The organism is Brevundimonas sp. FV1ye7S, from assembly GCF_058680995.1.
Map to the genome: position 1 here is coordinate 2,762,007 of NZ_CM178726.1, position 21,486 is coordinate 2,783,492.

Annotated in this window: 27 protein-coding genes; 12 read left to right on the forward strand and 15 right to left on the reverse strand. The window is 68.7% G+C overall.

Annotated features, from left to right (window positions below):
• Position 1: 1 nt before the first annotated feature.
• From ACW18C_RS13445 to ACW18C_RS13465, 5 genes are all read left to right on the forward strand, one after another.
• Positions 2–751, forward strand: coding sequence for a methyltransferase domain-containing protein (locus tag ACW18C_RS13445; RefSeq protein WP_154726577.1), 750 nt, complete (start codon positions 2–4; stop codon positions 749–751).
• Positions 752–810: 59 nt separating this feature from the next.
• Positions 811–1,314, forward strand: a complete 504-nt coding sequence (locus tag ACW18C_RS13450; protein ID WP_492071425.1) for a SixA phosphatase family protein — start codon at positions 811–813, stop codon at positions 1,312–1,314.
• The gene (locus tag ACW18C_RS13455) at positions 1,311–1,655 is read left to right on the forward strand and encodes a DUF952 domain-containing protein (RefSeq protein WP_492071427.1); all 345 of its coding nucleotides are present in this window, start codon (positions 1,311–1,313) and stop codon (positions 1,653–1,655) included. The genes ACW18C_RS13450 and ACW18C_RS13455 overlap by 4 nt, the downstream gene beginning before the upstream one ends.
• Positions 1,652–2,701 (forward strand): quinone-dependent dihydroorotate dehydrogenase, encoded by a 1,050-nt coding sequence (locus ACW18C_RS13460; RefSeq protein ID WP_492071429.1) that lies wholly within the window; start codon positions 1,652–1,654, stop codon positions 2,699–2,701. Before ACW18C_RS13455 ends, ACW18C_RS13460 begins: the two co-directional genes overlap by 4 nt.
• A gap of 72 nt (positions 2,702–2,773) precedes the next feature.
• A complete protein-coding gene (locus ACW18C_RS13465) occupies positions 2,774–4,666 on the forward strand; it encodes an ATP-binding protein (RefSeq protein WP_372705123.1) in 1,893 nt (630 codons plus the stop codon).
• Here the strand turns inward: ACW18C_RS13465 and ACW18C_RS13470 are convergent.
• Positions 4,639–5,073: a very short patch repair endonuclease gene (locus ACW18C_RS13470; protein WP_008262989.1), complete on the reverse strand. Its 435-nt coding sequence runs from the start codon at positions 5,071–5,073 to the stop codon at positions 4,639–4,641. The genes ACW18C_RS13465 and ACW18C_RS13470 overlap by 28 nt on opposite strands.
• 101 nt (positions 5,074–5,174) lie before the next feature.
• A complete protein-coding gene (locus tag ACW18C_RS13475) occupies positions 5,175–5,660 on the reverse strand; it encodes a peroxiredoxin (RefSeq protein ID WP_008263696.1) in 486 nt (161 codons plus the stop codon).
• Between the two features lie 116 nt (positions 5,661–5,776).
• On the opposite strand from ACW18C_RS13475, the gene ACW18C_RS13480 reads away from it, so the two are divergent.
• On the forward strand, positions 5,777–6,346 hold the full coding sequence (locus ACW18C_RS13480; RefSeq protein WP_008264211.1) for a YqgE/AlgH family protein: 570 nt from the start codon (positions 5,777–5,779) through the stop codon (positions 6,344–6,346).
• Positions 6,347–6,471: 125 nt separating this feature from the next.
• Positions 6,472–6,924: a chemotaxis protein CheW gene (locus ACW18C_RS13485; protein WP_035309906.1), complete on the forward strand. Its 453-nt coding sequence runs from the start codon at positions 6,472–6,474 to the stop codon at positions 6,922–6,924.
• A gap of 64 nt (positions 6,925–6,988) precedes the next feature.
• Here the strand turns inward: ACW18C_RS13485 and ACW18C_RS13490 are convergent, their stop codons facing one another.
• On the reverse strand, positions 6,989–8,710 hold the full coding sequence (locus tag ACW18C_RS13490; RefSeq protein WP_492071433.1) for a bifunctional protein-serine/threonine kinase/phosphatase: 1,722 nt from the start codon (positions 8,708–8,710) through the stop codon (positions 6,989–6,991).
• Between the two features lie 182 nt (positions 8,711–8,892).
• Between ACW18C_RS13490 and ACW18C_RS13495 the strand changes: the two genes are divergently transcribed.
• Positions 8,893–9,219: a hypothetical protein gene (locus tag ACW18C_RS13495; protein WP_292149640.1), complete on the forward strand. Its 327-nt coding sequence runs from the start codon at positions 8,893–8,895 to the stop codon at positions 9,217–9,219.
• 70 nt (positions 9,220–9,289) lie between these two features.
• Complete coding sequence (locus ACW18C_RS13500) at positions 9,290–9,571, forward strand: hypothetical protein (RefSeq protein WP_492071436.1); 282 nt, start codon at positions 9,290–9,292, stop codon at positions 9,569–9,571.
• Positions 9,572–9,577: 6 nt separating this feature from the next.
• Here the strand turns inward: ACW18C_RS13500 and ACW18C_RS13505 are convergent, their stop codons facing one another.
• On the reverse strand, positions 9,578–11,245 hold the full coding sequence (locus tag ACW18C_RS13505) for a putative bifunctional diguanylate cyclase/phosphodiesterase (RefSeq protein ID WP_447941423.1): 1,668 nt from the start codon (positions 11,243–11,245) through the stop codon (positions 9,578–9,580).
• A gap of 13 nt (positions 11,246–11,258) precedes the next feature.
• A complete protein-coding gene (locus tag ACW18C_RS13510) occupies positions 11,259–11,861 on the reverse strand; it encodes a GNAT family N-acetyltransferase (protein ID WP_035309900.1) in 603 nt (200 codons plus the stop codon).
• A gap of 115 nt (positions 11,862–11,976) precedes the next feature.
• On the opposite strand from ACW18C_RS13510, the gene ACW18C_RS13515 reads away from it, so the two are divergent.
• Positions 11,977–13,398 (forward strand): DUF1800 domain-containing protein, encoded by a 1,422-nt coding sequence (locus ACW18C_RS13515; protein ID WP_447941422.1) that lies wholly within the window; start codon positions 11,977–11,979, stop codon positions 13,396–13,398.
• Positions 13,395–14,573 carry a DUF1501 domain-containing protein gene (locus tag ACW18C_RS13520; protein WP_492071439.1) on the forward strand — a complete coding sequence of 393 codons (1,179 nt, stop codon included), beginning with the start codon at positions 13,395–13,397 and terminating at the stop codon, positions 14,571–14,573. The genes ACW18C_RS13515 and ACW18C_RS13520 overlap by 4 nt, the downstream gene beginning before the upstream one ends.
• Before the next feature lie 25 nt (positions 14,574–14,598).
• Here the strand turns inward: ACW18C_RS13520 and ACW18C_RS13525 are convergent, their stop codons facing one another.
• Positions 14,599–14,793: a hypothetical protein gene (locus ACW18C_RS13525; RefSeq protein ID WP_008262034.1), complete on the reverse strand. Its 195-nt coding sequence runs from the start codon at positions 14,791–14,793 to the stop codon at positions 14,599–14,601.
• A gap of 237 nt (positions 14,794–15,030) precedes the next feature.
• Between ACW18C_RS13525 and ACW18C_RS13530 the strand changes: the two genes are divergently transcribed.
• The gene (locus ACW18C_RS13530) at positions 15,031–15,243 is read left to right on the forward strand and encodes a cold-shock protein (RefSeq protein WP_008260410.1); all 213 of its coding nucleotides are present in this window, start codon (positions 15,031–15,033) and stop codon (positions 15,241–15,243) included.
• Between the two features lie 53 nt (positions 15,244–15,296).
• On the opposite strand, the gene ACW18C_RS13535 is transcribed toward ACW18C_RS13530, so the two are convergent.
• From ACW18C_RS13535 to ACW18C_RS13575, 9 genes are all read right to left on the reverse strand, one after another.
• On the reverse strand, positions 15,297–15,983 hold the full coding sequence (locus tag ACW18C_RS13535; protein WP_492071442.1) for a hypothetical protein: 687 nt from the start codon (positions 15,981–15,983) through the stop codon (positions 15,297–15,299).
• Positions 15,984–16,120: 137 nt separating this feature from the next.
• Positions 16,121–16,678: an NADPH-dependent FMN reductase gene (locus tag ACW18C_RS13540; protein WP_292149653.1), complete on the reverse strand. Its 558-nt coding sequence runs from the start codon at positions 16,676–16,678 to the stop codon at positions 16,121–16,123.
• Positions 16,679–16,741: 63 nt separating this feature from the next.
• Positions 16,742–17,956, reverse strand: a complete 1,215-nt coding sequence (locus tag ACW18C_RS13545; RefSeq protein WP_492071445.1) for a M16 family metallopeptidase — start codon at positions 17,954–17,956, stop codon at positions 16,742–16,744.
• A 50-nt stretch (positions 17,957–18,006) separates the two neighbouring features.
• Positions 18,007–18,720: an SURF1 family protein gene (locus ACW18C_RS13550; protein ID WP_492071446.1), complete on the reverse strand. Its 714-nt coding sequence runs from the start codon at positions 18,718–18,720 to the stop codon at positions 18,007–18,009.
• The gene (locus tag ACW18C_RS13555) at positions 18,717–19,175 is read right to left on the reverse strand and encodes a DUF983 domain-containing protein (protein ID WP_492071448.1); all 459 of its coding nucleotides are present in this window, start codon (positions 19,173–19,175) and stop codon (positions 18,717–18,719) included. The genes ACW18C_RS13550 and ACW18C_RS13555 overlap by 4 nt, the downstream gene beginning before the upstream one ends.
• Positions 19,172–20,080, reverse strand: a complete 909-nt coding sequence (locus ACW18C_RS13560; protein ID WP_008260260.1) for a cytochrome c oxidase subunit 3 — start codon at positions 20,078–20,080, stop codon at positions 19,172–19,174. The genes ACW18C_RS13555 and ACW18C_RS13560 overlap by 4 nt, the downstream gene beginning before the upstream one ends.
• Positions 20,081–20,345: 265 nt before the next feature.
• The gene (locus tag ACW18C_RS13565) at positions 20,346–20,765 is read right to left on the reverse strand and encodes an NUDIX domain-containing protein (RefSeq protein WP_492071451.1); all 420 of its coding nucleotides are present in this window, start codon (positions 20,763–20,765) and stop codon (positions 20,346–20,348) included.
• A 4-nt stretch (positions 20,766–20,769) separates the two neighbouring features.
• Positions 20,770–21,318 (reverse strand): cytochrome c oxidase assembly protein, encoded by a 549-nt coding sequence (locus ACW18C_RS13570; RefSeq protein ID WP_492071453.1) that lies wholly within the window; start codon positions 21,316–21,318, stop codon positions 20,770–20,772.
• A complete protein-coding gene (locus ACW18C_RS13575; protein ID WP_183198353.1) occupies positions 21,315–21,485 on the reverse strand; it encodes a cytochrome c oxidase system small membrane protein in 171 nt (56 codons plus the stop codon). The genes ACW18C_RS13570 and ACW18C_RS13575 overlap by 4 nt, the downstream gene beginning before the upstream one ends.
• Between the last annotated feature and the right edge of the window lies 1 nt (position 21,486).

Consider the following 21,486-nt stretch of genomic DNA (forward strand, 5'->3'; position numbering starts at 1 on the left):
CATGCGGCGCAGCATCGACGAGCTTCGAACCTTCTACGGCGAGCCGACCGGGGCCCTGGTGCGCCGTCTGCTGGCCCGGCGCCTGGACGACGCCTGGGGCGAGGCGCCCGACTGCGACGTTCTGGGCGTCGGCTACGCCACGCCCTGGCTGGACGCCTTCGTCGGCGCCCGCCGCGTGGTCGCCGCCATGCCGAGCGGCCAGGGCGTCGAACACTGGCCCAGCGTGGGGCGCAACCGCACCCTTCTGGTCGACGACCGCCGCCTGCCCTTCGCCGCCGGGTCGTTCGACCGCATCCTGCTGGTCCACGCCCTGGAAGAGGCCGACGATCCCGCCGCCCTGCTGCTGGAGGCCGTGCGCGCCCTGGCCCCGACCGGGCGCATCATCCTGGCGGCGGCGGCGCGCGGCGGCCTGTGGGCGCGGGCCGAGAACACCCCCTTCGGCCACGGCCGCCCCTTCACCCGGGGCCAGCTGGAGCGGCTGGTGCGCGAGGCGGGGCTGGAGCCGGCGGCCTGGTCCCAGACCCTGTATGTCCCGCCGTGGACGCCGCTGCTGCCCCTGGCCGACGGTTTCGAACAGGTCGGGCGGCGCATCGCGCCGAACACCGCGGGCGTGATCCTGCTGGAGGCGTCGCGACAGGCCTATGCGCGCATCCGTCCCAGCGGCCTGGCCCAGCGCGTTCCGGCCCGGCCGGCGCTGACGCCCCAGCCCGTCGCCTCGACCTCCTCCCCGACGCCCCGTCCGCACCCCTGACAGGGAGTTGAGATCGTCCCATCTGTTCGTCGGACGCGAACGGCCTTATGGCGAGCCTCATGCATCGACTGATCCTCATGCGGCACGCCCAGGCGGAGGCCTCCAGCCCGTCCGGCGGCGACGAAGCCCGCCCCCTGTCCAACACCGGACGCAAGGAGGCCGTGCGGATGGGCCAGACCCTGGCCGAGCGCGGTTTGAAGCCCGACCTGGCCCTGGTCTCGTCCGCCGTCCGCACGCGCCAGACCTGGGACCAGATGCACGACGCCTTCGGCGACGTCGAAGTCCGCGACGAACCGCGCCTGTACAATGCGCCGTCCGACGTGCTGCGTCGCTTCGTCGAGGCCTGCGAGGACGAGGCCGGTTGCCTGATGCTGCTGGCCCATAATCCCGGCGTCCATGTGCTGGCCACCGAATACCTGTCCGAAAGCGCGGCCTCGCCGGCCATTCTGGACCGTCTGGCCGGGGGCTTCCCGACCGCCGCCGCCGCCCTGTTCACCGTCGATGTCGCGGGGCGCTGCGTCTTCGAAGGCTTCCTGACTCCGCGCGACCTGGGGGTCGCATGACCGGGACCGCCTACAAGATCCTCGCCGCCGAGGAATGGCGCGCGGCCCTGGCCGAGGGCCATTACGAAGGCTCCGCCGTCGATCTGGCGGACGGCTACATCCACATGTCCACCGGCGAACAACTGGTCGAGACCGTGCGCCGCCATTACGCGGGCCGCGACGATCTGATGCTGCTGACGGTCGATCTGGCGCGGTTCGGCGCGGATCTGGTGTGGGAGCCGTCGCGCGGCGGCGACCTGTTCCCGCATCTGTACGCGCCCCTGCCCGTCGCCGCCGTCGCCGCCCTGCGCGCCCTCTCGGTCGCCGAGGACGGAGCCATGCTGTTCGAGGATCCGGCATGAGCCTGCTGGCCGACTGGGGCGCCGCCGCCCTTCGCCGCCTCGATCCCGAGACCGCCCACCAGGTGGCGATCAAGGGCCTGGCCCTCGCCGCCCTTCCCGCCCCGGCGGCCGACGATCCGATCCTGCATACGACGCTGGCGGGGCTCGCCCTGCCCAATCCCGTCGGCCTGGCCGCCGGCCTGGACAAGAACGGCGAGGCCCTGCGCGGCCTGTCGCGGCTGGGCTTCGGTTTCGTCGAATGCGGCTCGGTTACGCCCCGCCCGCAGCCCGGCAATCCCAAGCCCCGCCTGTTCCGCCTGACCGAGGACCGCGCGATCATCAACCGGATGGGCTTCAACAATGAAGGCCTGGAGGCCTTCGCCGCCCGTCTGGATCGCCGCCCCACGGACGTGGTCGTCGGCGCCAACCTGGGCGCCAACAAGGATACGGAGGACAAGGCGGCGGACTATGTCGCCGGCCTGCAACGCCTGGCCGGCCGCGCCTCCTATTTCACCGTCAACATCTCCTCGCCCAACACCCCCGGTCTGCGCGCCCTGCAAGGGCGTGAACAGCTGGACGATCTGCTGGGCCGGATCGACGCCGCCCGCCCCACGGACGCCGCCGCCCGCGTGCCGGTCTTCCTGAAGATTGCGCCCGACCTGATCGCCGACGAGATCGGCATGATCGTCGAGGCCTCGCTGGCGCACCGGATCGACGGCCTGATCGTCTCCAACACCACACTGGAACGGCCCGAGACCCTGCGATCCCCCGATGCGCATGAGACGGGCGGCCTGTCGGGCGCCCCGATCCGCCCGTTCGCGGAAAAGGCTCTGCGCGCCGCCGCCGAAGCGGCCCAGGGGCGCCTGCCCCTGATCGCGGTCGGCGGGATCGACAGCGGGGCCGAGGCCTATGCCCGCATCCGTCTGGGGGCCAGCGCCGTTCAGGTCTATTCCGCCTTGATCTACGACGGGCCCGGTTTGATCACCCGCATCAAGCGTGATCTGGCGGCGCGACTGCGCGCCGATGGTTTTTCCTCAATTTCGGCCGCTATCGGGGCCTCGCGTTGACAGAGCGTTAGCCTCGATCTGCGTCTAGTACCGCCAAGCGAACGACCACGGTTCGTATTGCCGGGAAGCTGGATGTCCAAGACGACCGCAGTCGACACCGCCGCAAGCGGCTGGACAGTGGCCGCCCGCCATCGCCGCAGCAATCTGCTGCAGCGTTTGGGACTGGGGGCCGCCGTCGCCCTTGTCGTGACGCCCATGATCGGCTGGCGGATCTGCCTGGCCTGGTTCGCGGCCTATGGCCTGATGCAGGGTCTGGAACTGCTCGCCTTCGCGCGCGTGAATCGTGACGGCGACGGGAAGATCCCCCTCTGGGGCCGGGTGACGGCCTGCCTGAGCCTGTTCGCCAGCGCCTCGCTGTTCGGCAGTCTGTCGATTCCGATGTGGCTGATCGGCGGTCCGCTGGGCGGGGTCTGCGCGGCCCTGATGCTGCCGGCCCTGATGCTCTTCTCGATGATCAATTCGCCGCGCTCGAAATCGATACTGGTCTCCTCCCTGACGCCGCCGATGCTGTATCTGCTGGCGGTTCCCTTCCTGGCCGCCTGGTTCGGCGCGCCGCCGCCCCTGGTGATGACGGCCGCCGCAGCCGTGGTCCTGGTCATCTTCTTCACCATCATCAGCTGGCAGAAGATGAGCGAGGCGACCGAGAACCAGATGCGCGCCCACGCCGAGGCCGAGCGCCTGCGTGTGAAGGCCGAAGAGAGCCTGGTCGCTCACACCGCCTTCCTCGCCGCCATCGGTCACGATCTGCGCACCCCGATCGGCGCCATACTGACCGGCGCCGCAGAGCTTCAGGCGCTGGACGCGAACTCGCGGTCAAACGCCCATCTGATCACCGACGCCGGGCTGATGATGAAGGCCCTGCTGGACGACCTGCTGGATCACTCCAAGATCGGCGCCGGCCGGATGACGGTCGAGGCCGTCGACTTCGACCTGCGCGCCACGCTGGCCCAGACCTTGCGCCTGTGGCGCGGACCGATCGAGGCCAAGGGCCTGAAGCTGCGCGTCGAGGGCGCCGCGCGCATGCCCCGCAGCGTCAAGGGCGACGCCATGCGGATCCGGCAGGTGATGAACAACCTGATGTCCAATGCGGTGAAGTTCACGCCCCAGGGCCGGATCACCCTGCGCCTGGACGCCTGGGCCGAAGAGCCCTCCGGCTATTGTGTTCTGCTTGAGGTTCAGGACACCGGCCCCGGCATGACCGGCGATCAGCTGGCGCGGCTGTTCAACCCGTTCGACCAGACGGCCGAAGGCGTCAGCGCCCGGTACGGCGGTTCGGGCCTGGGTCTGGCGATCAGCCGCGACCTGGTCGAGTTGATGGGCGGCCGCCTGACGGCGCGCAGCGCGCCGGGCCAGGGCGCCAGCTTCACCGTCTCCCTGAGCCTGCCCTTCGGCGAGAACGCCGCGCCGATCCTGGTTCCCGGCGACGACAGCCGTCTGGACATCGCCCTGGCCCTGGCGGCCCGGCCGCTGGCCGCGGGGCCGGACGCGGGAACGCCGCCGGCCGTCCCACGGGACGCCGACGCCTCGACGACGGCCGAAACCGCCGATCAGACCGACGACGACCGTCCGCTGCGCCTGCTGGTGGTCGACGACCACGACATCAACCGTCGCGCCGTCCAACTGATCCTGCAGCCTCTCGGCTGCGACATCGTCACGGCCGCCGACGGCATGATCGCGCTGGAGCGCTGCGCCGAGACGGTCTTCGACGTCATCTTCATGGATGTCCGCATGCCGGAGTTGGACGGGCGCGAGACCACCCGCCGCCTGCGCGCCGAGGGCGGCCCCAACGCCCGGACGCCCGTCGTCGCGGTCACCGCCGACACCGCCCCCGAAGACGTCGCCGCCTGTCAGGCCGCAGGCATGGCCTATTTCGTCTCGAAACCCCTGACGCCCCCGGCCTTGCTGGGCGCGCTGCAGCATGTGCTGGACGACTCCGCTCAGGCGGCCGAGATCGCCGCCGCCTGATCCCGGACATCCGCGACCAGCCGTTCGGCGAAGCCCGGCGTGCGCAGGTCGCACTCCCACACCGTCAGAACCCGCCAGCCGTCATCCCGCAATTGGGCCGTCACCCGCGCGTCGCGGGCGCGGTTGCGGTCGATCTTGGCGCTCCAGTATTCGGCGTTGGCCTTGGGCTTGCGCGCCCCCCGCGCGCAGTCGTGCCCATGCCAGAAACAGCCGTGGACGAAGACGGCGACCTTGCGCCCCTTCATCGTCACATCCGGCCGACCGGCCAGGCCCTGGCCGCCCAGCCGATACCCGATCCCGGCCGCGCGCAGGATCCTGCGCACGGCCAGTTCCGGCGACGTGTCCCGCCCCTTCACGCGCCGCATCACCGCGCTGCGCTGTTCAGGACTGAAGACGTCGGTGCTCATGATCGGTCCAGAACTCAAGTCTCGAAGCGGCAGCCTGGACCGACCGCCCCGAACGTTGGTCCAGGCTCAAGTAACGAAGCGGTAGCCTGGACCAACCACCATCAGAGCTGCGCCAGCAGGTGCTCGGCCGAAGACACCTTGAACTCGCCGCCCTGTTCGATGTTCAGCTGGGTGACCGTGCCGTCCTTGACCAGCATGGAATAGCGCTGCGACCGCTGACCCAGGCCGAAGCCCGAGCCGTCCAGCACCAGACCCAGTTCGCGGGTCAGGTCGCCGTTGCCGTCGGCCAGCATGACGATGGACTCGTCGTCGATGCCCTGGCTTTCGGCCCAGGCCTTCATGACGAAGGCGTCGTTGACGGAGATGCAGGCGACCACGTCCACGCCCTTGCCCTTGATGGCCTCCAGATTGTCCTTGAAGCCCGGCAGGTGGCGGGCCGAGCAGGTCGGGGTGAAGGCGCCCGGCACGGCGAACAGGGCCACGGTCTTGCCGGCGAAGATGTCGGCCGTATTGACGGGTTTGGGGCCTTCGGCCGTCGCCCGGGCGAAGCTCGCGTTCGGAATCCGGTCGCCGATCTGGATGGTCATGGGGCTCTCTCCGCGCGGGTTGGATGGGTGCGCCCGCGACAGATAGACGTCGCCGCCGTCATCGCAAGCGGCAACGCCTTGCGCCCGCCCGTTTCACGCCCGATGATAGGATCATCATGACCGACGCCTCATCCCTGACGGGCCGTCTCCTGGTCGCCATGCCCGGCATCGGCGACCCCCGGTTCGAACACGCCGTCATCCTGATCTGCGCGCACGGGCCGGATCACGCCATGGGACTGCGGATCGACCGCCCGGCGCCCGGCGTCGATCTGAAGACTGTTCTGGACAAGCTGGACGCGCCGGCGCCGGAGGATTCGGTCGGTCGGGTCGTCCTGATGGGTGGACCTGTCGAACGTGAACGGGGCTTCGTGCTGCACACCGACGACTGGAGCACGGGCGACGACACCCTGCCCTTCGGCGACGGCCTGGCCATGACCGGAACGCGCGAGGCCCTGGCCGCCATGACCGACGCCGTGGCCGGCCCCCGGCGGTCGGCCCTGCTGCTCGGCTACGCCGGCTGGGGCGAGGGCCAGTTGGAGGACGAACTGGCCGAAAACGTCTGGCTGACCGCCGACGCCGACCTGGATCTGATTTTCGACGGCGACCACGAGTCCAAATGGACCCGCGCCCTGGCCCGCATGGGCGTCGATGCGGGCCGGCTTTCCAGCCAGGGCGGGCGGGCCTGAACCCGGCTTCGGCCGCGCCATCCGAAACTCGGTCCGCATTAACGAAATCGCTAGGCTGGTGCGCGAGACTGGGGTCTGCCTCGGGATCAGCCAATCGGTTTGGCCTGGGTCGGGAGGAATTTGTGATGCTGATTTCCAAGGGTGATCGTCGCGAACTGGTCGGCTTCCGCGTCGGCGAGCAAGCCTTCTGCATCGACATCACCTCGGTGCTGGAAATCCGCGGCTGGACGCCCACCACGCCCCTGCCCCGTGCGCCTGACTACATGAAGGGCGTCGTGAATCTTCGCGGCGTCGTCCTGCCCATCATCGACCTGGCGGCGCGCCTCGGCCTGCCGACCAAGGAACCCTCGGCCCGTCACGCCATCATGGTGGTGAAATGCGGCTCGCGCACGGTCGGTCTTCTGGTCGAGGCGGTGTCGGACATCGTCGAACTGGACGACGGGATGCGCCAACAGACGCCTGACATGGGCGACGACGGCGGCCCCGGCGTGATCGCCGGCATATTCGCCGTCGACGGCGAGATGATCAGCCTGCTGGACCTGGACAATGTGCTGCCGCCGCTGGCCGAGGCCGCCTGAGTCCTGACCCGACCGGAATCCTGACCCGACGGCGATATTGCCGAACGGCGTGTCGTGGCCGCGCCTATCGCGTCGCCAGCGACACCATCAGCAGCACGACCAGGACCAGACACAGCCCCTGCCAGAACCGCACCGGATCGCGCTCGATCAGCGACAGGGGGCGGGGCGCGGGCGCGGCGGCGGTGCTGCCCGTCTCCAGCACATGGATCAGCTCCTCCACGTCCTCGAACCGTTCATCCGGATCGACGGCGACGGCGCGCATGACGGCGGCCTCCAGCCAGGCGGGCATGTCGGGCCGGCGTCGTCCGAGCGATACGGGCGCGCGATCAAAACGTGGCGCGTCCGACGGATCGACCTCGCCCCACGGATAGGCGCCGGTGAACAGCCGGTACAGGGTCACGCCCAGGGCGAACTGGTCGGTGGCCGCGTTCCCGCTCTCGCCGTCGTACATTTCGGGCGCCTTGTAGCCGGGGGTGCCGGGCGCCTCGGCCTCGGCGAACTCCTCGGCCCGCTTCAGCCGCGCCACGCCCAGATCGACCAGCTTCAGCCCGCCGGTCGTCTCCAGGATCACATTGTCCGGCTTGATGTCGCGGTGCGTCACCCCCGCCCGGTGCAGGGCCGCGACGCCCCGCGCCAGCTTCAGGGCCACGCCGATCCCTTCGGCGATCTCGAGCGGCCCGTCCTCGGCCAGCCGCGCATGCAGGGTCTGGCCCGGATAGAAGGGCTGGACGATATAGAGCCGGCTCTGGCGCCCCGCATCCAGGCTCAGCACCTTGCCGACGAAGGGGCTGTCGATCCGCCGGCCGATGAAGGCCTCGCGCAGGAAGGCGGTCCGCGCCCCCCGCTCCGACACCGCCGCAGGCTTGGGAAACTTCAGCACGACCCTTTCGTCGCTGGATCGGGCGTCGCTGGACCGGGCGTCCACGGACCGCGCCAGGAACAGCCGGGTGTAGCGGCCGTCCGCCACCAGCCGCTCCAGATGGAACCCGTCCACCGTCTCGCCCTGTTTCGGCGGCGGCAGGATGGCCAGGCCCTCGGCCTCGGCGGTGATCGCCTCCCAGTCGGGCGCCCCGATTCCCATGACGTCGATGACCAGGACGGTCGCGTTGTCCCGCGCGCCCGCCTCGGCCACCTCGGCCAGAATGGCCTGGGCGTCGGCGTCAGGCGATCCGCGCCGCGCCAGCAGCCGCGCCAGGGCCTCGTCCGTCAGCACTCCGTGAACCCCGTCCGTGGTCAGCAGCAGCCGGTCGTGCGGCGCCAGGCCGACATGACGCACGTCCAGCTTGACGTCCGCCTCGATCCCGACAGCGCGGTACAGCACATGGCTCAACCCCTGCTGCGCCCGGGTGTGATCCTCGGTCAGGCACGTCAGCACCCCGTCGCGAAAATGATACGCCCGGCTGTCCCCCACATGCAGCGCCACCGCCTCCCGCCCGCGCAGGATCAGGGCGGTGAAGGTGGTCGCCGCCGCCTCCATGGCCGGATCGATCCTGCCCCGCGCATGGAGCCAGCGATTGAAGCCCCGCAGCGCCTTGATCCCGTTGGCGGCGATGCCGTTCAGCGGGTTCTGGTCCAGATAGCCGTCGATGAAGCTGCGCGTCGTCAGCTCGGCCGCCATCCGCCCGGCCTTCGAGCCCGACACCCCGTCGGCGATGACCGCCACGACCCCATGCTCGCGCTGCTCGGCCGGGGTGCCCAGATGCACCCCGCCGAAATCCTGATTGTCCGCCTTCGGCCCCTGAGCGGTGGCGAAGCCGGCGGCGATCTCCAGTCTGGCGTTTGTCACACACCGCTCCCCCGGTCCGTCATCCTCGCCCTCGCGGCGAGGATCCAGACTCCCGGCGCGACCGTGGCTCACCGTCACCGCCGGAGTCCATGGATCCTAGGCGCAAGGCCTAGGATGACGAAACGGAGAAATCTTGCCTACCGCGCCTTGAATATGAAACCTGCTCAAGATTGGAGAATGAGATGAACAGCAGCGGCCTCTTGTTCAGCGACCTGGCCATGGTTTGCTTTTTTCTCTACGTCTTCAACGGCGGTTGGCTGGCGACCCTATTGGGGATGGGGTTTTGCATCATCGGCTGGCGGGCACGCGCACGCTGGCTCAGTTTGGTCATAGGCATCGCCTGCCTTGCTCCAGTCGGTTATATTTTCATGCTCAGCCTGGCGGCCGCTCACACGTTCGTCGCCACCTCGGACCCGGCCTCGCTCATCGGCATCGCAGGCTTCGCGATGAGCGTATTGGCCGCGCCGATTGCGGCCTTCATCACATTGAGACGAGGCGCTCGCCCCTAGGCTCCACGAGATCGCGTCTGGACAAGGCGATAAGCGCTCTTATCTCAGCGTCACAGCTTTGGAGCCGATCATGTCCCCGACATCCGATGACGCCATAATGACCGCCTGTCTGACCCGGTTCGGCGCGCTGAAGCTGGAACAGCAGACCGACCCCCAGGCCCTGCTTGAAATCCTGTATTTGGCCGAGCGTTTCGAGGCCGGGGACGACCTTCAGCAGGCCAAGGCCGTCTATGATCCTGCCATCTGGAAAAGCGTCGAGCCCAGCGACATGAAACGCCGCCTGATCGCGTTGGACGGCTTCATGCAGACGCTCGCCGAGCGTCGTCTGACCGCCTGGGGCGTGGCCCACTAGCCTGTATTAAGCCGACCGCTGCTTCAGCGGCGCCGTGCCGTCCGCCAGGCTCTCAGCCAGATAGACCTCCGCCTCCTGCGCCGGGAGCGCCGGCGCATAGCCGAAGCCCTGGCCGTAGTGGCACTGGGCCTCCAGCAGCAGGGCGGCCAGTTCGCCGTTCTCCACCCCTTCGGCGACGACCTCCAGCGACAGGTCGCGGCCCAGGTTGACCACCGACTTGACGATCTTGGCCGAGCCCTCGTCCTTGTTCATCGTCAGGACGAAATAGCGGTCGATCTTCAGCGTATCGAACGGCAGGCGCGCCAGATACGACAGGGACGAGAAGCCGGTGCCGAAATCGTCCAGCGCCAGCGACGCCCCGACGTCCTTCAGCGACTGCAGCACCTCGGCGGCGTGCGCGGTGTCGCGCATGATGTCGCCCTCGGTCACTTCCAGCTTCAGCGCCCCCTTCGGCAGGCCGCTTTCCTGGATGATCCGGGCCACGTCCTCGCACAGGTGCGGGCGTTCGATCTCGCCGACCGACAGGTTGACGCTGCAGAACAGCTTGCCGGCCAGGGGGTGGCGCTGGATCCATTCGGCCAGTTGCCGCGCCGACTGGGTCATCATCAGCAGGCCCAGGTCGTTCATCATGCCCAGGTCGGCGGTCAGGCCCAGGAATTCGTCCGGCGGGACCAGGCCGCGCTTGGGGTGACGCCAGCGCGCCAGAGCTTCGAAGCCCGCCACCGCCCCGGTCTTCAGGTTCACGATGGGCTGGAAGAAGGGCACGATCTCGCCGCGCACGAAGGCGTTCCGCAGATCCGCCTCCAGCGCCAGACGGCTCAGGCTGTCGCTCTCCAGCGCCCGGCCATAGGCGGCCGATCCGCCGCGCCCGGCGCCCTTGGCCGATTCGACCGCCAGTTCGACCCGGCGCAACAGTTCGGAGGCGTCCGGCGCGTCCGGCCCGCCCTCGACCACCACGGCCCCGATGGAGACGGTCGGATAGATGTCGAAGCCCGCGACCCGCAGCGGCTGCTCCAGCGCCTCGCGCAGGCGAAAGCTGGCGTGTGAGGCGGTCTTCTGCACGATGACGGCGAACTCGTCCTCGCCGATCCGCGCAGGCGAGGCCTCCTTGGAGAAGGCGGCCGCCAGGCGCGACCCCAGGGCCGACAGCACCAGATCCGTCCGTTCGTGGCCCAGGGCCTCGTTCAGCCGCCTCAGACGGTCGACGTCGCCGACCACGATCTCGTATTCGCCGGCCTGGGTCAGGACCTCGCCGACCCGCGTGATAAAGGCCCGGCGATCCAGCAGGCCGGTCAGCGCATCCCGGTCCGAGCCGGCGAACTTGGTCTCCAGCGCCACCACCCCGGCGGCGCGCAGCCCGTCCTCCAGCCAGACCCCGCGCCACATGCAGGTGTCGGATCCGCGCATGCGCAGGCGCACCGCGACCTCGGTCCCTTCATCCTGGGGCTTCAGCATCTTCTCGGCCAGCGACCGGTCCTGCGGCAGGGTCGAGGCGACGAAGCCGGCGCCCGAGCATTCCGGCGCCAGCGGCCCCAGGCCCAGGACGCGCGTCGCGCCGGTGAACCGCAGTTGATCCTGCGACGGCGTCCAGACCCACAGGGCCGTATCGGCGGCCGCCAGCGCCTCGATGGCGCTCGTGGCGTCCCAGGCCAGGGATCGGGGTCGCGCGGTCAAAGCTGTCGCCCTCTCAAGACGGCGTCCGGCCGCCGCGATCGATCTCGTCCTCGACGAGGCCGAACAGCAGATGATCTGCCCACTCGCCGTTAATTTTCAAATAAGCCCGCGCCAGACCCTCGTTCTGGAAGCCGGATTTCTCAAGCACCCGGCGCGAGGCCTGGTTGGTCGGCAGGCAGGCCGCCTCCAGCCGGTGCAGTTTCAGCCGGTCGAAGGCGTAGCCGACCACCGCCCGCATCGCCGCCGTCGCATAGCCGCGCCCGGCGTAGGGCTGGCCGATCCAGTAGCCCAGGGTGCCGGTCTCGGCGACGCCGCGGCGCACGTTCGACAGGGTGACGGCGCCCGCCAGGGTCTTGCCGCCGTCGACGAAGATGAAAAACGGCCAGGCGTTGCCCAGCTCCATCTCCCGCGCATAGATCGACAGCCGACGCCGGAACGCGCCCTTGCTCAGATCGTCGTCCGGCCAGGCCGGCTCCCACGGTTGAAGATAGTCGCGCGACCCGTCGCGCAGGGCGGACCAGGCCGCATAATCGGACGCCCGCGGCGGCCTCAACAGCACGCCGTCGCCCCGGACCACGGGTCCGGCTACATCGCTCATCCAGTCCAGGAGGGCCATCGAAACACAACCTAGCGCGCCGCCGCCCGCTTGGCGACAGATGCACGCGAATCTGATCCGCGACGGAGTTTTGTTTCCGAGGCGTTACACTCAGACCGACGATCAGGAGCCCTTCATGGCCGCATCTTCGACCGACGCCGCCATCGCCGTGACCCGACTGGGCCTCGGCGCCCGCCCCGGCGAGATCGCGCGCGTCGCGGCCGATCCGCGCGCCTGGGCCCTGGCCCAGATCCGCTCCGAAGGCGCGCCTCAACCGGCCGGCCCCTTCGCTGATTCCGGCCAGCGGATGGCGGCTTTCCTCGACTATCAGGGCGATCGGGGCCAGCGGGCCGGCGCATCTGCGGACGCCGAGGCGGTGCGGACGGCGCGCCAGGCGGCCCGTCGCGCGCTCGCCGACGACACCGCCCAGGCCTTTCTGACGCGCGCCCGGCTGGGCGCCACGACGGCTGACGGTTTCGCCGAGCGGTGGGCCTTGTTCTGGGCCAACGCCCTGACCGTGTCGGCGGTCAAGTTCGACAGCGGCGCCTTCATCGACCTTTATGAACGCGAGGCCGTCCGACCGAACGTCTTCGGCCGGTTCGAGGATCTGGTGGTCGCCGCCGAACAGCATCCGGCCATGCTTCTGTACCTCGACCAGGCGCGTTCGACCGGGCCGGACAGCCCGGCGGGGACGCGACGCAAGGTCGGACTGAACGAGAATCTGGCCCGCGAGATGCTGGAGCTTCACACCGTGGGCGCCGACGCCGGCTATACCCAGGCCGACGTCACAGAACTGGCCCGCGCCCTGACCGGCTGGTCGATCCCCCGGCCCCAGGATCGCCAGGCCGCGCCCGGCCGGGACCGCGCCCGCCGGGCGGCCCAGGCGGTTGAACCCGGCCCGAACGGCTTCGTCTTCCGCGCCAATATTCATGAACCCGGCCCCCGCACCGTGATGGGCCGGACCTATGCGCAGAGGGGCGCGGCCCAGGGCGAGGCCATCCTGCGGGACCTGGCCCGGCATCCGGCCACGGCCCGGCGTCTGTCGCGACGGATCGCGGCCCATTTCGTCGCGGACACGCCGCCTGAACCCCTCGTGGCGCGGCTGGAGCAGGCCTGGCGCCGGTCCGACGGCGACCTGGCCCAGGTCGCTCGCGCCCTGGTCGAGGCCCCCGAGACCTGGACGCCGCAGCCGACCAAGATCAAGACGCCCTACGAGTTCATCGTCTCGACCCATCGGGCCCTGGACGTCCCGCCCCAGCGAATCCAGCCCCTGCGTCAGGCCCTGATTGAAATGGGCCAGCCCCCCTTCGCCGCGCCTTCGCCCGAGGGCTGGCCCGACACGGCGGCCGACTGGGCCGGTCCCGACGCCCTGGTCAAGCGCCTGAACTGGGCGCGGACCGCCGCCGAAACCGCCCGGACCGCCGACATCGCCGCCGCGGCGCGCGACGCCCTGGGCGACCGGCTGTCCGAACGCACCCGCCTCGCCGTCGCCCGCGCCGAAAGCCGGACCGAGGCCCTCACCCTTCTCCTGATGTCGCCGGAGTTCCAGCGCCGATGACCCGTCTCACCCTCGACCGCCGCACCCTGCTGGGCGCCGCGACCGCCGGCATGGGCCTGGCCTTCGCCGGACGTGTCGCCGCCCAGACCGATGCCTCCCGCCCCAAACTGGTGGTGGTCATCGCCCGGGGCGCCATGGATGGCCTGTCCGTCACCATTCCCTACGCCGATCCCGACTATGTCCCCTTGCGCGGCGGCCTGGCGCTGGCGGCGCCGGGCGAACCGAACGGGGCGTTGGATCTCGACGAGGGGTTCGGCCTGCACCCCGCCCTCGCCGGGCTGCACCGGCTGCACGATCAGGGCCAGATGCGGTTCGCCCCCGCCGTGGCCTTGCCGGTGCGGATCCGCTCGCATTTCGAGGCCCAGGACGTCCTGGAGAACGGCGGCGAGGCGCTGCGCCAACGCGAGGACGGCTGGCTGAACCGCGCCATCGTGGCGGCGGGCGGCGCGCGGCTGCAAGGCCTGTCGATCGGCGCCCAGACGCCCTTGATCCTGCGCGGCGACGCCCCCGTCTCCAGCTGGGCGCCGGGCGGCCGCGTCACGGGCGAGGACCGGATCGCCGCCCTGCTGCAGGACCTCTATGTCGACGATCCGATGCTGGGTCAGAATCTGGCGCGCGGTCTGGCGACCGAGGCCCTGGTCGCCGACGGTTCGGGCCAGACCGTCCGCCGCAACGACGTCGAGGCCCTGGGTCGCGCCGTCGCCAGGTTGATGACGGGGGCCGAGGGGGCCGACATCGTCGCCGTCTCCCTGGACGGCTGGGACACCCACGCGGGTCAGCGCGGCCAGCTCCAGACGCGGCTGACCGGTCTGGATCAGTTGATTTCAGGCTTGAAGGACGGGCTGGCCGAGCAGTGGTCCCGCACCGTCGTGGTGGTCGCCACCGAGTTCGGCCGCACCGCCCGCGCCAACGGCACCCAGGGCACCGACCACGGCACGGGCTCGTCCCTGTTGCTGGCGGGGGGCGGTCTCAAGCCCGGCGGCCTGATCGGCGACTGGCCGACCCTGGCGGACAATCGCCTGTTCGAAGGGCGCGACCTGGCCCCGACCCTGGACATCAGATCCGTGTTCAAGGGCGTGTTGCGCGATCATATGGGCCTTGATCGCGCGGCCTTGGACACCCGCGTCTTCCCCGACAGCGCGGCCGAGGCGCCGACCCTGGCCGGCTTGGTCTGATCTCCAGGCCGGGCCAAGGGCCGTATCAGGCGACTTCGGTCTCGACCGGGATCTTGCAGATGCGGTTCAGATCGGCGCGGATCGAGCTGCCCTGGAAATGGGACATCTCGGCGCCGGAATAGCCTTCGGCAGACAGGGCCTTGACGACGTCGCCGGTGTTCAGACAGTCAGGAGTGCGGGCGAGCTGGTAGGCGCGCTCCACAACGTGGATGCGGTTCATGGTAGAGCCTTTGCGTGTACCAATCTAACGCACTCCAAGCTGGACCGTTCCACCGACTGTAAAATCCTTGTTGCGGCCGCGCTTGCATTTGTCACGAAGACCTGAGTACATAGACTTCGTCGATCTCTCTGCGTAACGCCCACTCTCTCTGCGAACGCACGAGTCAAGGCCGCTCCCATTCAGACCCGACAGGCCGAAGGGGCGTTCCCTCGGTCAACTTCTAACGGAGGTCTCAAAATGGCTACCGGCACTGTCAAATGGTTCAACCCGACCAAGGGTTACGGCTTCATCCAACCCGACGACGGCGGCAAGGACGTCTTCGTCCACATCTCCGCCGTTGAAGGCGCTGGCCTGCGCGGCCTGGATGAAAACCAGAAGGTTTCCTACGAGCTGGAACGCGACAAGCGTTCGGGCAAGGAATCCGCTGGCCAGCTGCAAACCATCGGCTGATTTCAGCTTCTCGGCTGATATGGCGACGGCGGCTCCGAAAGGAGCCGCCGTTTTCAATTGGGGCGTCCAGTAAGCTCCAGCAGGAATTGCGGGAGAGGCTTAGCATTGCTGTTAGCCGGGCAGGTTGGCTGACGTGGGGGTTCGAACGCATAGATCATCGCGCGGGCCACCACTTCTCCATCCTTGGAGCGTAGCTCAGTACCTCGATGAAAATATCCAACTCGCGTCGCGGCTTCATCGCCATAGCTGACGACGAAATGAGAGTAGGCCGACATGCTTTCATCGACCCGCGTGAGCGTCAGACAATGTCCAGCCGGCGCGAAATCGACTTTTTCGTATTCCAAACCAATTGCTCGCATGCCCGTGACTGCGTCATTGTATTGGTCGCAACGCTGATCTGCGGCGTTCGCGATTTCAAGCCGATACACGCCGCGTGCTGACGGTCCGAACCCCGGCGTATAAGCTGGCTTTCCGTCCATCACTATGTCGATGGAGCTCAAGCCCAGGCCAATCATGTAATCGACGTGTTCTCGCGAGACGGTCATCGCCTGAAGGCCTGCCGGAACCGGCTGCCCCTGTTGCTGTTCCGCGCTATTGAGCCTGAGAACCCGTGTGACGGACACCAAGGGCGCGAACTGCCTGGTGCGGCCTTCACGTTCGCATTCAAGCCATCCAGCAGCGACAGTATCCGGCGTGATTAGCGCGGTGACTGCGACCATCAGGATTGCTGCCGTGATCATAGGATTATCGCCATGACGCTACATCGGAAATGTAAACCGATACATTGAGCCCTAGATCAAACTGCTTGCCACGTATTTAGCGATTGATACAGGTAGCGAACGTTGGGTGAGAAGCAGGCCCTTTCACCTCGGATTCCTCACCCCTTCGTCCTCTCGATCCACCCCGCGAACGCATCGAGGAACCCCTTCAGGAACTCCCGCGTCCCCTCGTTCTTCAGCGTCCCATCCTCCTCGTTCAGCAGACCGGCGACATTGCCGATATAGGCTTCCGGCTGCTGCATGGTGGGCATGTTCAGGAAGACCAGGGGCTGGCGCAGGTGGTGGTTGGCGCCGAAGGCGGCCAGGGCCCCGGGCGAGACGCTGACGATGGCGGCGGGCTTGGCCGCCCAGACGCTTTGGCCGTAGGGGCGCGAGCCGACGTCCAGGGCGTTCTTCAGGGCGCCGGGGATGGAGCGATTGTATTCCGGCGTCACGAACAGCACGGCCTGGGTCGTCGCCAACTCCTCGCGGAACCGCGACCAGGCCGCCGGCGGCGTCTCCGTATCCAGGTCGGGATTATACAGCGGCAGGTCGCCGATCTCGATCAGGTCCAGCTCCAGCTCCGGCGCGGCCAGGGCCTTCATCTCGAGCCCGATGGCGCGGGAATAGGAGCCCTCGCGCAGGCTGCCGACGATCAGGGCGACACGGACGGACATGGGGCGGCTCCGGGTTTGGATGTTTCAAGCGTCAGCATAACAGATGCCGAGGGTGGATGTTCCCTACCCCCCGAACAGGGCCGCCGCGAACGCCTCCCCCGCCGGCGCCGCCGACTTCGGCCCCAGCACGGCGCTGGCCGCCTGGCCCCCCGCCAGCATCCGACCGCCGACCGCCCGCACGTCCTCGACCGTCTGGGCCTCCAGCTGTTCGGTCATGGAGAGGCTGGACCGGGGTGCGCCGAAGATCAGGGTCTGGGCCGCGTTGCGTCCTGCCCGGCTCATCGGGTTCTCGTCCGACATCCACAGACCGGCCTTCATCACCGCCTTGGCCCGCGACAGCTCCTTTTCGGTCGGCCCGGTCTCGGCCAGGGCCCGCACCTCGGCCGCCGCCACCTGGGCCAGTTCCCTGGCCCGATCCGCCGCCGCCCCGGCGTAGATCCCCAGCACCCCGGTGTCCTCGTAAGGCTCCTGATAGGCGTCGATGGCGTAGGCCAGGCCCCGCTCCTCGCGCGCGCTCTGGAACAGGCGCGAGGCCATGCCCCCGCCCAGGATCTCGCCGAACAGCCGCATCGACGACAGGGCCGGATCGGTCGCCGACAGGGCCGGCAGCTGGAACACCAGATTGGCCTGTTCGATCTTGCGCGTCAGGGTCGCATGCCCGCCGACGAAGGCCGCCGACGCCGGGGCCGGAACCGGGGTCGCGACCGCGTCGCCGAACCAGCGCTCGGCCAGGGCCAGCAGTTCGCCCTCCTCCACCGCGCCGGACGCCGACACCACCATCCGGTCGGGCGAATACAGCCGCGCGCGCCAGGCCTCGACGCTGGCCTTGTCCGCCGGCTTCAGGCTGTCGACCGAGCCCAGGATCGGCCGGCCCAGCGGCTGGCCGGTGAAGGCGCGCGTCTGAACCATCTCGAACACATGGTCGTCGGGGGTGTCGAAGGCCTCGGCGATCTCCTGGGCCACCACGTCCTTTTCGCGCTCGATCTCGGCGGGGTCGAGGGCAGGCCGGAACACCAGGTCCGACAGCACCTGCATGTTCAACGCCAGGGTGCCTTCCAGCCCCCGTACCTCGAAACTGGTCCGCTCATAGCCGGTGGAGGCGTTGATCGTGCCTCCCTCGGCCTCGATCCGTTCGACGATCTCGCGCGCAGCCATGTCGCCGGCGCCCTTGAACACCAGATGTTCCAGCAGGTGCGACCAGCCGGAGCGATCCTCCGCCTCCCACCGCGCCCCGCCCTTGACGGTGACGACGACGGCCAGGGTCTTCAGGCCGGGCATGGGGTCGCAGATGACGCGGACGCCGTTGGACAGGGTGTGCAGGGTGGCGGTCAGGGGGTGTCTTTCTTCAGGCGTCTTCGAAGCAGGGCCACATAGAAGCCCGCCAGCACAATCGCCAGCCCGAACCAGGTCAGGGCGTAGCCGAAATGATTGTTGGAAAAGGCCGCCGGCGGGGCGGACGGCTTCAGAGCGCCGAACTCGGGATTGGTCGGGCTGACGGCGAACACCGCCTCGGGCCGCACCGGCCCCTGGACCTCCAGGGCCTTGGCCATGGCCGCCGTGTCGCGGCCATAGAAGCGGCCGTTCGCCGCAGGCGGCGTCATGCCGCCCGGCGGATCGAAGCGGCGGAACTCGCCGATCAGCACCAGCGGCAGGGTGGACTCCGCCACGCGCGGCCGGCCCGAAATCTCGTCGGCGACGAAGCCCCGGTCGATCAGCAGGCTGAAATCCGCATCGACGGGCCGGCAGGCCGAGATCAGCCGCACCCCCGCCACGCCGTCATGGATGGACTGCAGTTCGACATAGGGCGCGGTCGCCAGACCCGGACAGACGATCAACGCCTTGCGGAACTCCAGATCGCCCCCGTCCGGATCGGCCGCCAGCACCTGATCCAGCGGCGCGGGCGGCTTGGCCGCCGCCGCCTCGGACGCCGCGATCAGCCCCTCTTTCCACTTCAGCCGCTCGACCTGCCACAGGCCCAACCCGATCAGCAGGACCAGGGCCGCGACCGTCAGCAGCGTCAACATCCAGGGAAACCGCCTCATATATCCTCCCCCGTGGAGCGAAGCGGATCGGGGGAGGGGGACCGCGCAGCGGTGGAGGGGGCGCTTTGGTTCCTGTACTGCAAACCGATCATCAGCCCGCGCCCCGGCCGCATCAGCGCCAGCGACAGGGCCACCACCAACGGCAGCCAGACGATCAGGTGCAGCCACATGGGCGGATGGAATTTGATCTCGACCACCAGGGCCGAAAACCCGACCAGAAAGCCCGCGATCTGCATGATGAAACTGGCCGGCCCGTCGCCGGTCTGGATGGTCGAGAAATCCAGCCCGCAGGCCTCACATCCCGCCCGCACCTTCAGGAAGCCGGCGAACAGACGCCCCTGGCCGCAGCGCGGGCAACGCCCCTTCAGTCCCGCCCGCACGGCGGAAACGGCGACGGCGGGAGACGATCCCTCGTCCCCCGCCGCCGCGATCTTGTCGGTGGTGTCCGGGATCAACCGAAGACGACGTAGACGAAGGCGAACAGGAACAGCCAGACCACGTCCACGAAATGCCAGTACCAGGCCGCCGCCTCAAAGCCGAAATGCTTCTGCGGGGTGAAGTCGCCGGCCAGCAGGCGGATCAGGCAGACCGCCAGGAAGATGGTGCCGATCAGAACGTGGAAGCCGTGGAAGCCCGTCGCCATGAAGAAGATCGACCCATACAGGCCCGAGTTGGCGGCTTCCTCGTTGAAGAACAGGTGCTCGTGCAGAATGTGCTGATATTCGTAGGCCTGAACGCTGGTGAAGAAGACGCCCAGGGCCACGGTGATGATCAGGGCGATCTTGGCGCCCTTGCGGTCGCCGACTTGGATCGCGTGGTGGGCCCAGGTCACGGTGCAGCCGCTCAGCAGCAGGGTCACGGTGTTCAGCAGCGGCAGCTGCCAGGGCGACAGAACCTCCACCCCCTTGGGCGGCCAGGTCGACCAGGCCTTGGCCGTGTCCGCCCAGGTCCCGACTTCCGGCGTCAGGGCCCGCGATTCATGGAACAGGGCCATGTCGAAGAACATCCAGAAGAAGGCGACGAAGAACATCACCTCCGAGGCGATGAACAGGATCATGCCGTAGCGCAGGCCGATCGAGACGACCGGCGTATGGTCGCCCGCCTTGGATTCCTTGATCACGTCCGACCACCAGCCGATGGCCGAGAGCAGAACCCCCGCCAGACCGGCGAAGAAGACGCCCGGCTTGCCTTCGGCCAGGAAGTTGGCGGCGATCGGCCCGTTCTCGGCCGGCGCCAGCCCCTTCATCCAGATCACGGCGCCGATGAACATGATGGTCGCCGCAATGGACGACAGCAGCGGCCACGGACTGGGCGGCACGAGGTGATAGTCGTGGTGCGGAGCGGCGTGCGCGTCGGCCATGCGTTTCATCTCTATATTGGGCTGGCGATGAACTCGCCTTATCCCCCAGCTATAACCGCCGCTTTTGCGTCGCGCCAGTGCGCCGCCGTGTTTCCGCCGCGATCTCCGGGCTGCTCCCAAACGTGTCACCCTCGGGCTTGTCCCGAGGGCACACCTGTCCGCCGCACCTCAGGTCGGGCGAGGGTCCGGTGTCTAAACTCCACAGCTTGTAATCGCATTAGGCGTGGACCCTCGGGACGAGCCCGAGGGTGACGGGGTTGTGGCGCTACACCCGCGCCTTCAGGGCCTCAAAGGCCGTCCTCGAGAACACCGACAAGGGTTGCGGCGGATCGGTCGGATCGAACCAGCCGATCTCCGACAGCTTGTCCGGCTCGGTCAGCTGCGACTCGCCGGAGAAGTCCCGCGTCACATAGATCAGCGACACCCAGTGCTGGCCGTCCGCCGGAATGATCTCTTCCGACAGGCACAGGAACTCGACTGCGCCGATCGTCAGGCCGCTCTCCTCTTCGGCCTCGCGACGCGCGGCCTCGGCGGAGATTTCCATGTGATCGACCTTGCCGCCGACGATGTTCCAGTGTCCCGCCTCAGGCGCCTTCAGCCGCTTGCACAGCAGCACCCGCCCGTCGGCGCGCTGGATCACGAGACCGCAGCCGACGCCCGGAAAGTCCACACCCGGTCGGGCCACGAAATCAGGCGTTCGGCCCCGCCGGCGCATCGACCGACGGATAGAAGGTGTAGCTCAGGGTGATCTCGCGCGCGCCCTTGGCTTCGCGGTCCGTGGCCAGTTCGGGGGCGATGAAATACTGGACCGGGAATTGGCGCGTCTCGCCCGCCGCCAGGGTCTGATCCGAGAAGCAGAAGCATTGCAGCTTCTGGAAATAGGGGCCGGTGTATTCGGGCACGACATTGTACCCGGCCCGCACCTGGATCGGCTGGTCCGAGGTGTTGGTGACGTCGAAATAGGCCAGGCCCGTCTCGCCGATCCGCACCCTCTGGGTCGTCTGTTCGGCGCGGAAGGTCATGGGCAGGCCGCGCACGTTTGTATCGAACCGAACCAGCACCGTCTGATCCAGCACCGTGTCCGGCGCCTTGTCGGCGCGACGCACCGTGCCGTCGAAGCCCGTGACCTGGCAGAACATCCGATACAGCGGCACGGCCGCGAAGGCCGCGCCCGTCATCCCCATCACGCCCAGGACGCAGACGATGGCGATCAGGTTCTTGCGGCCGGGATTGTTCATCGCGGCGCCCCCGTCGCCTCTTGCAACAGGGCGCGCTCGGCCGCCTGGTTCTGTTGCAGGCGCAGGACCGTGGTGGTGAAGATCAGGACGATGAAGGCCACCAGGGCCGTCGCGATCCAGACGTTGCGCCGCTTGCGGGCGCGCAGTTCCTCAGGGCTCAGACGCATG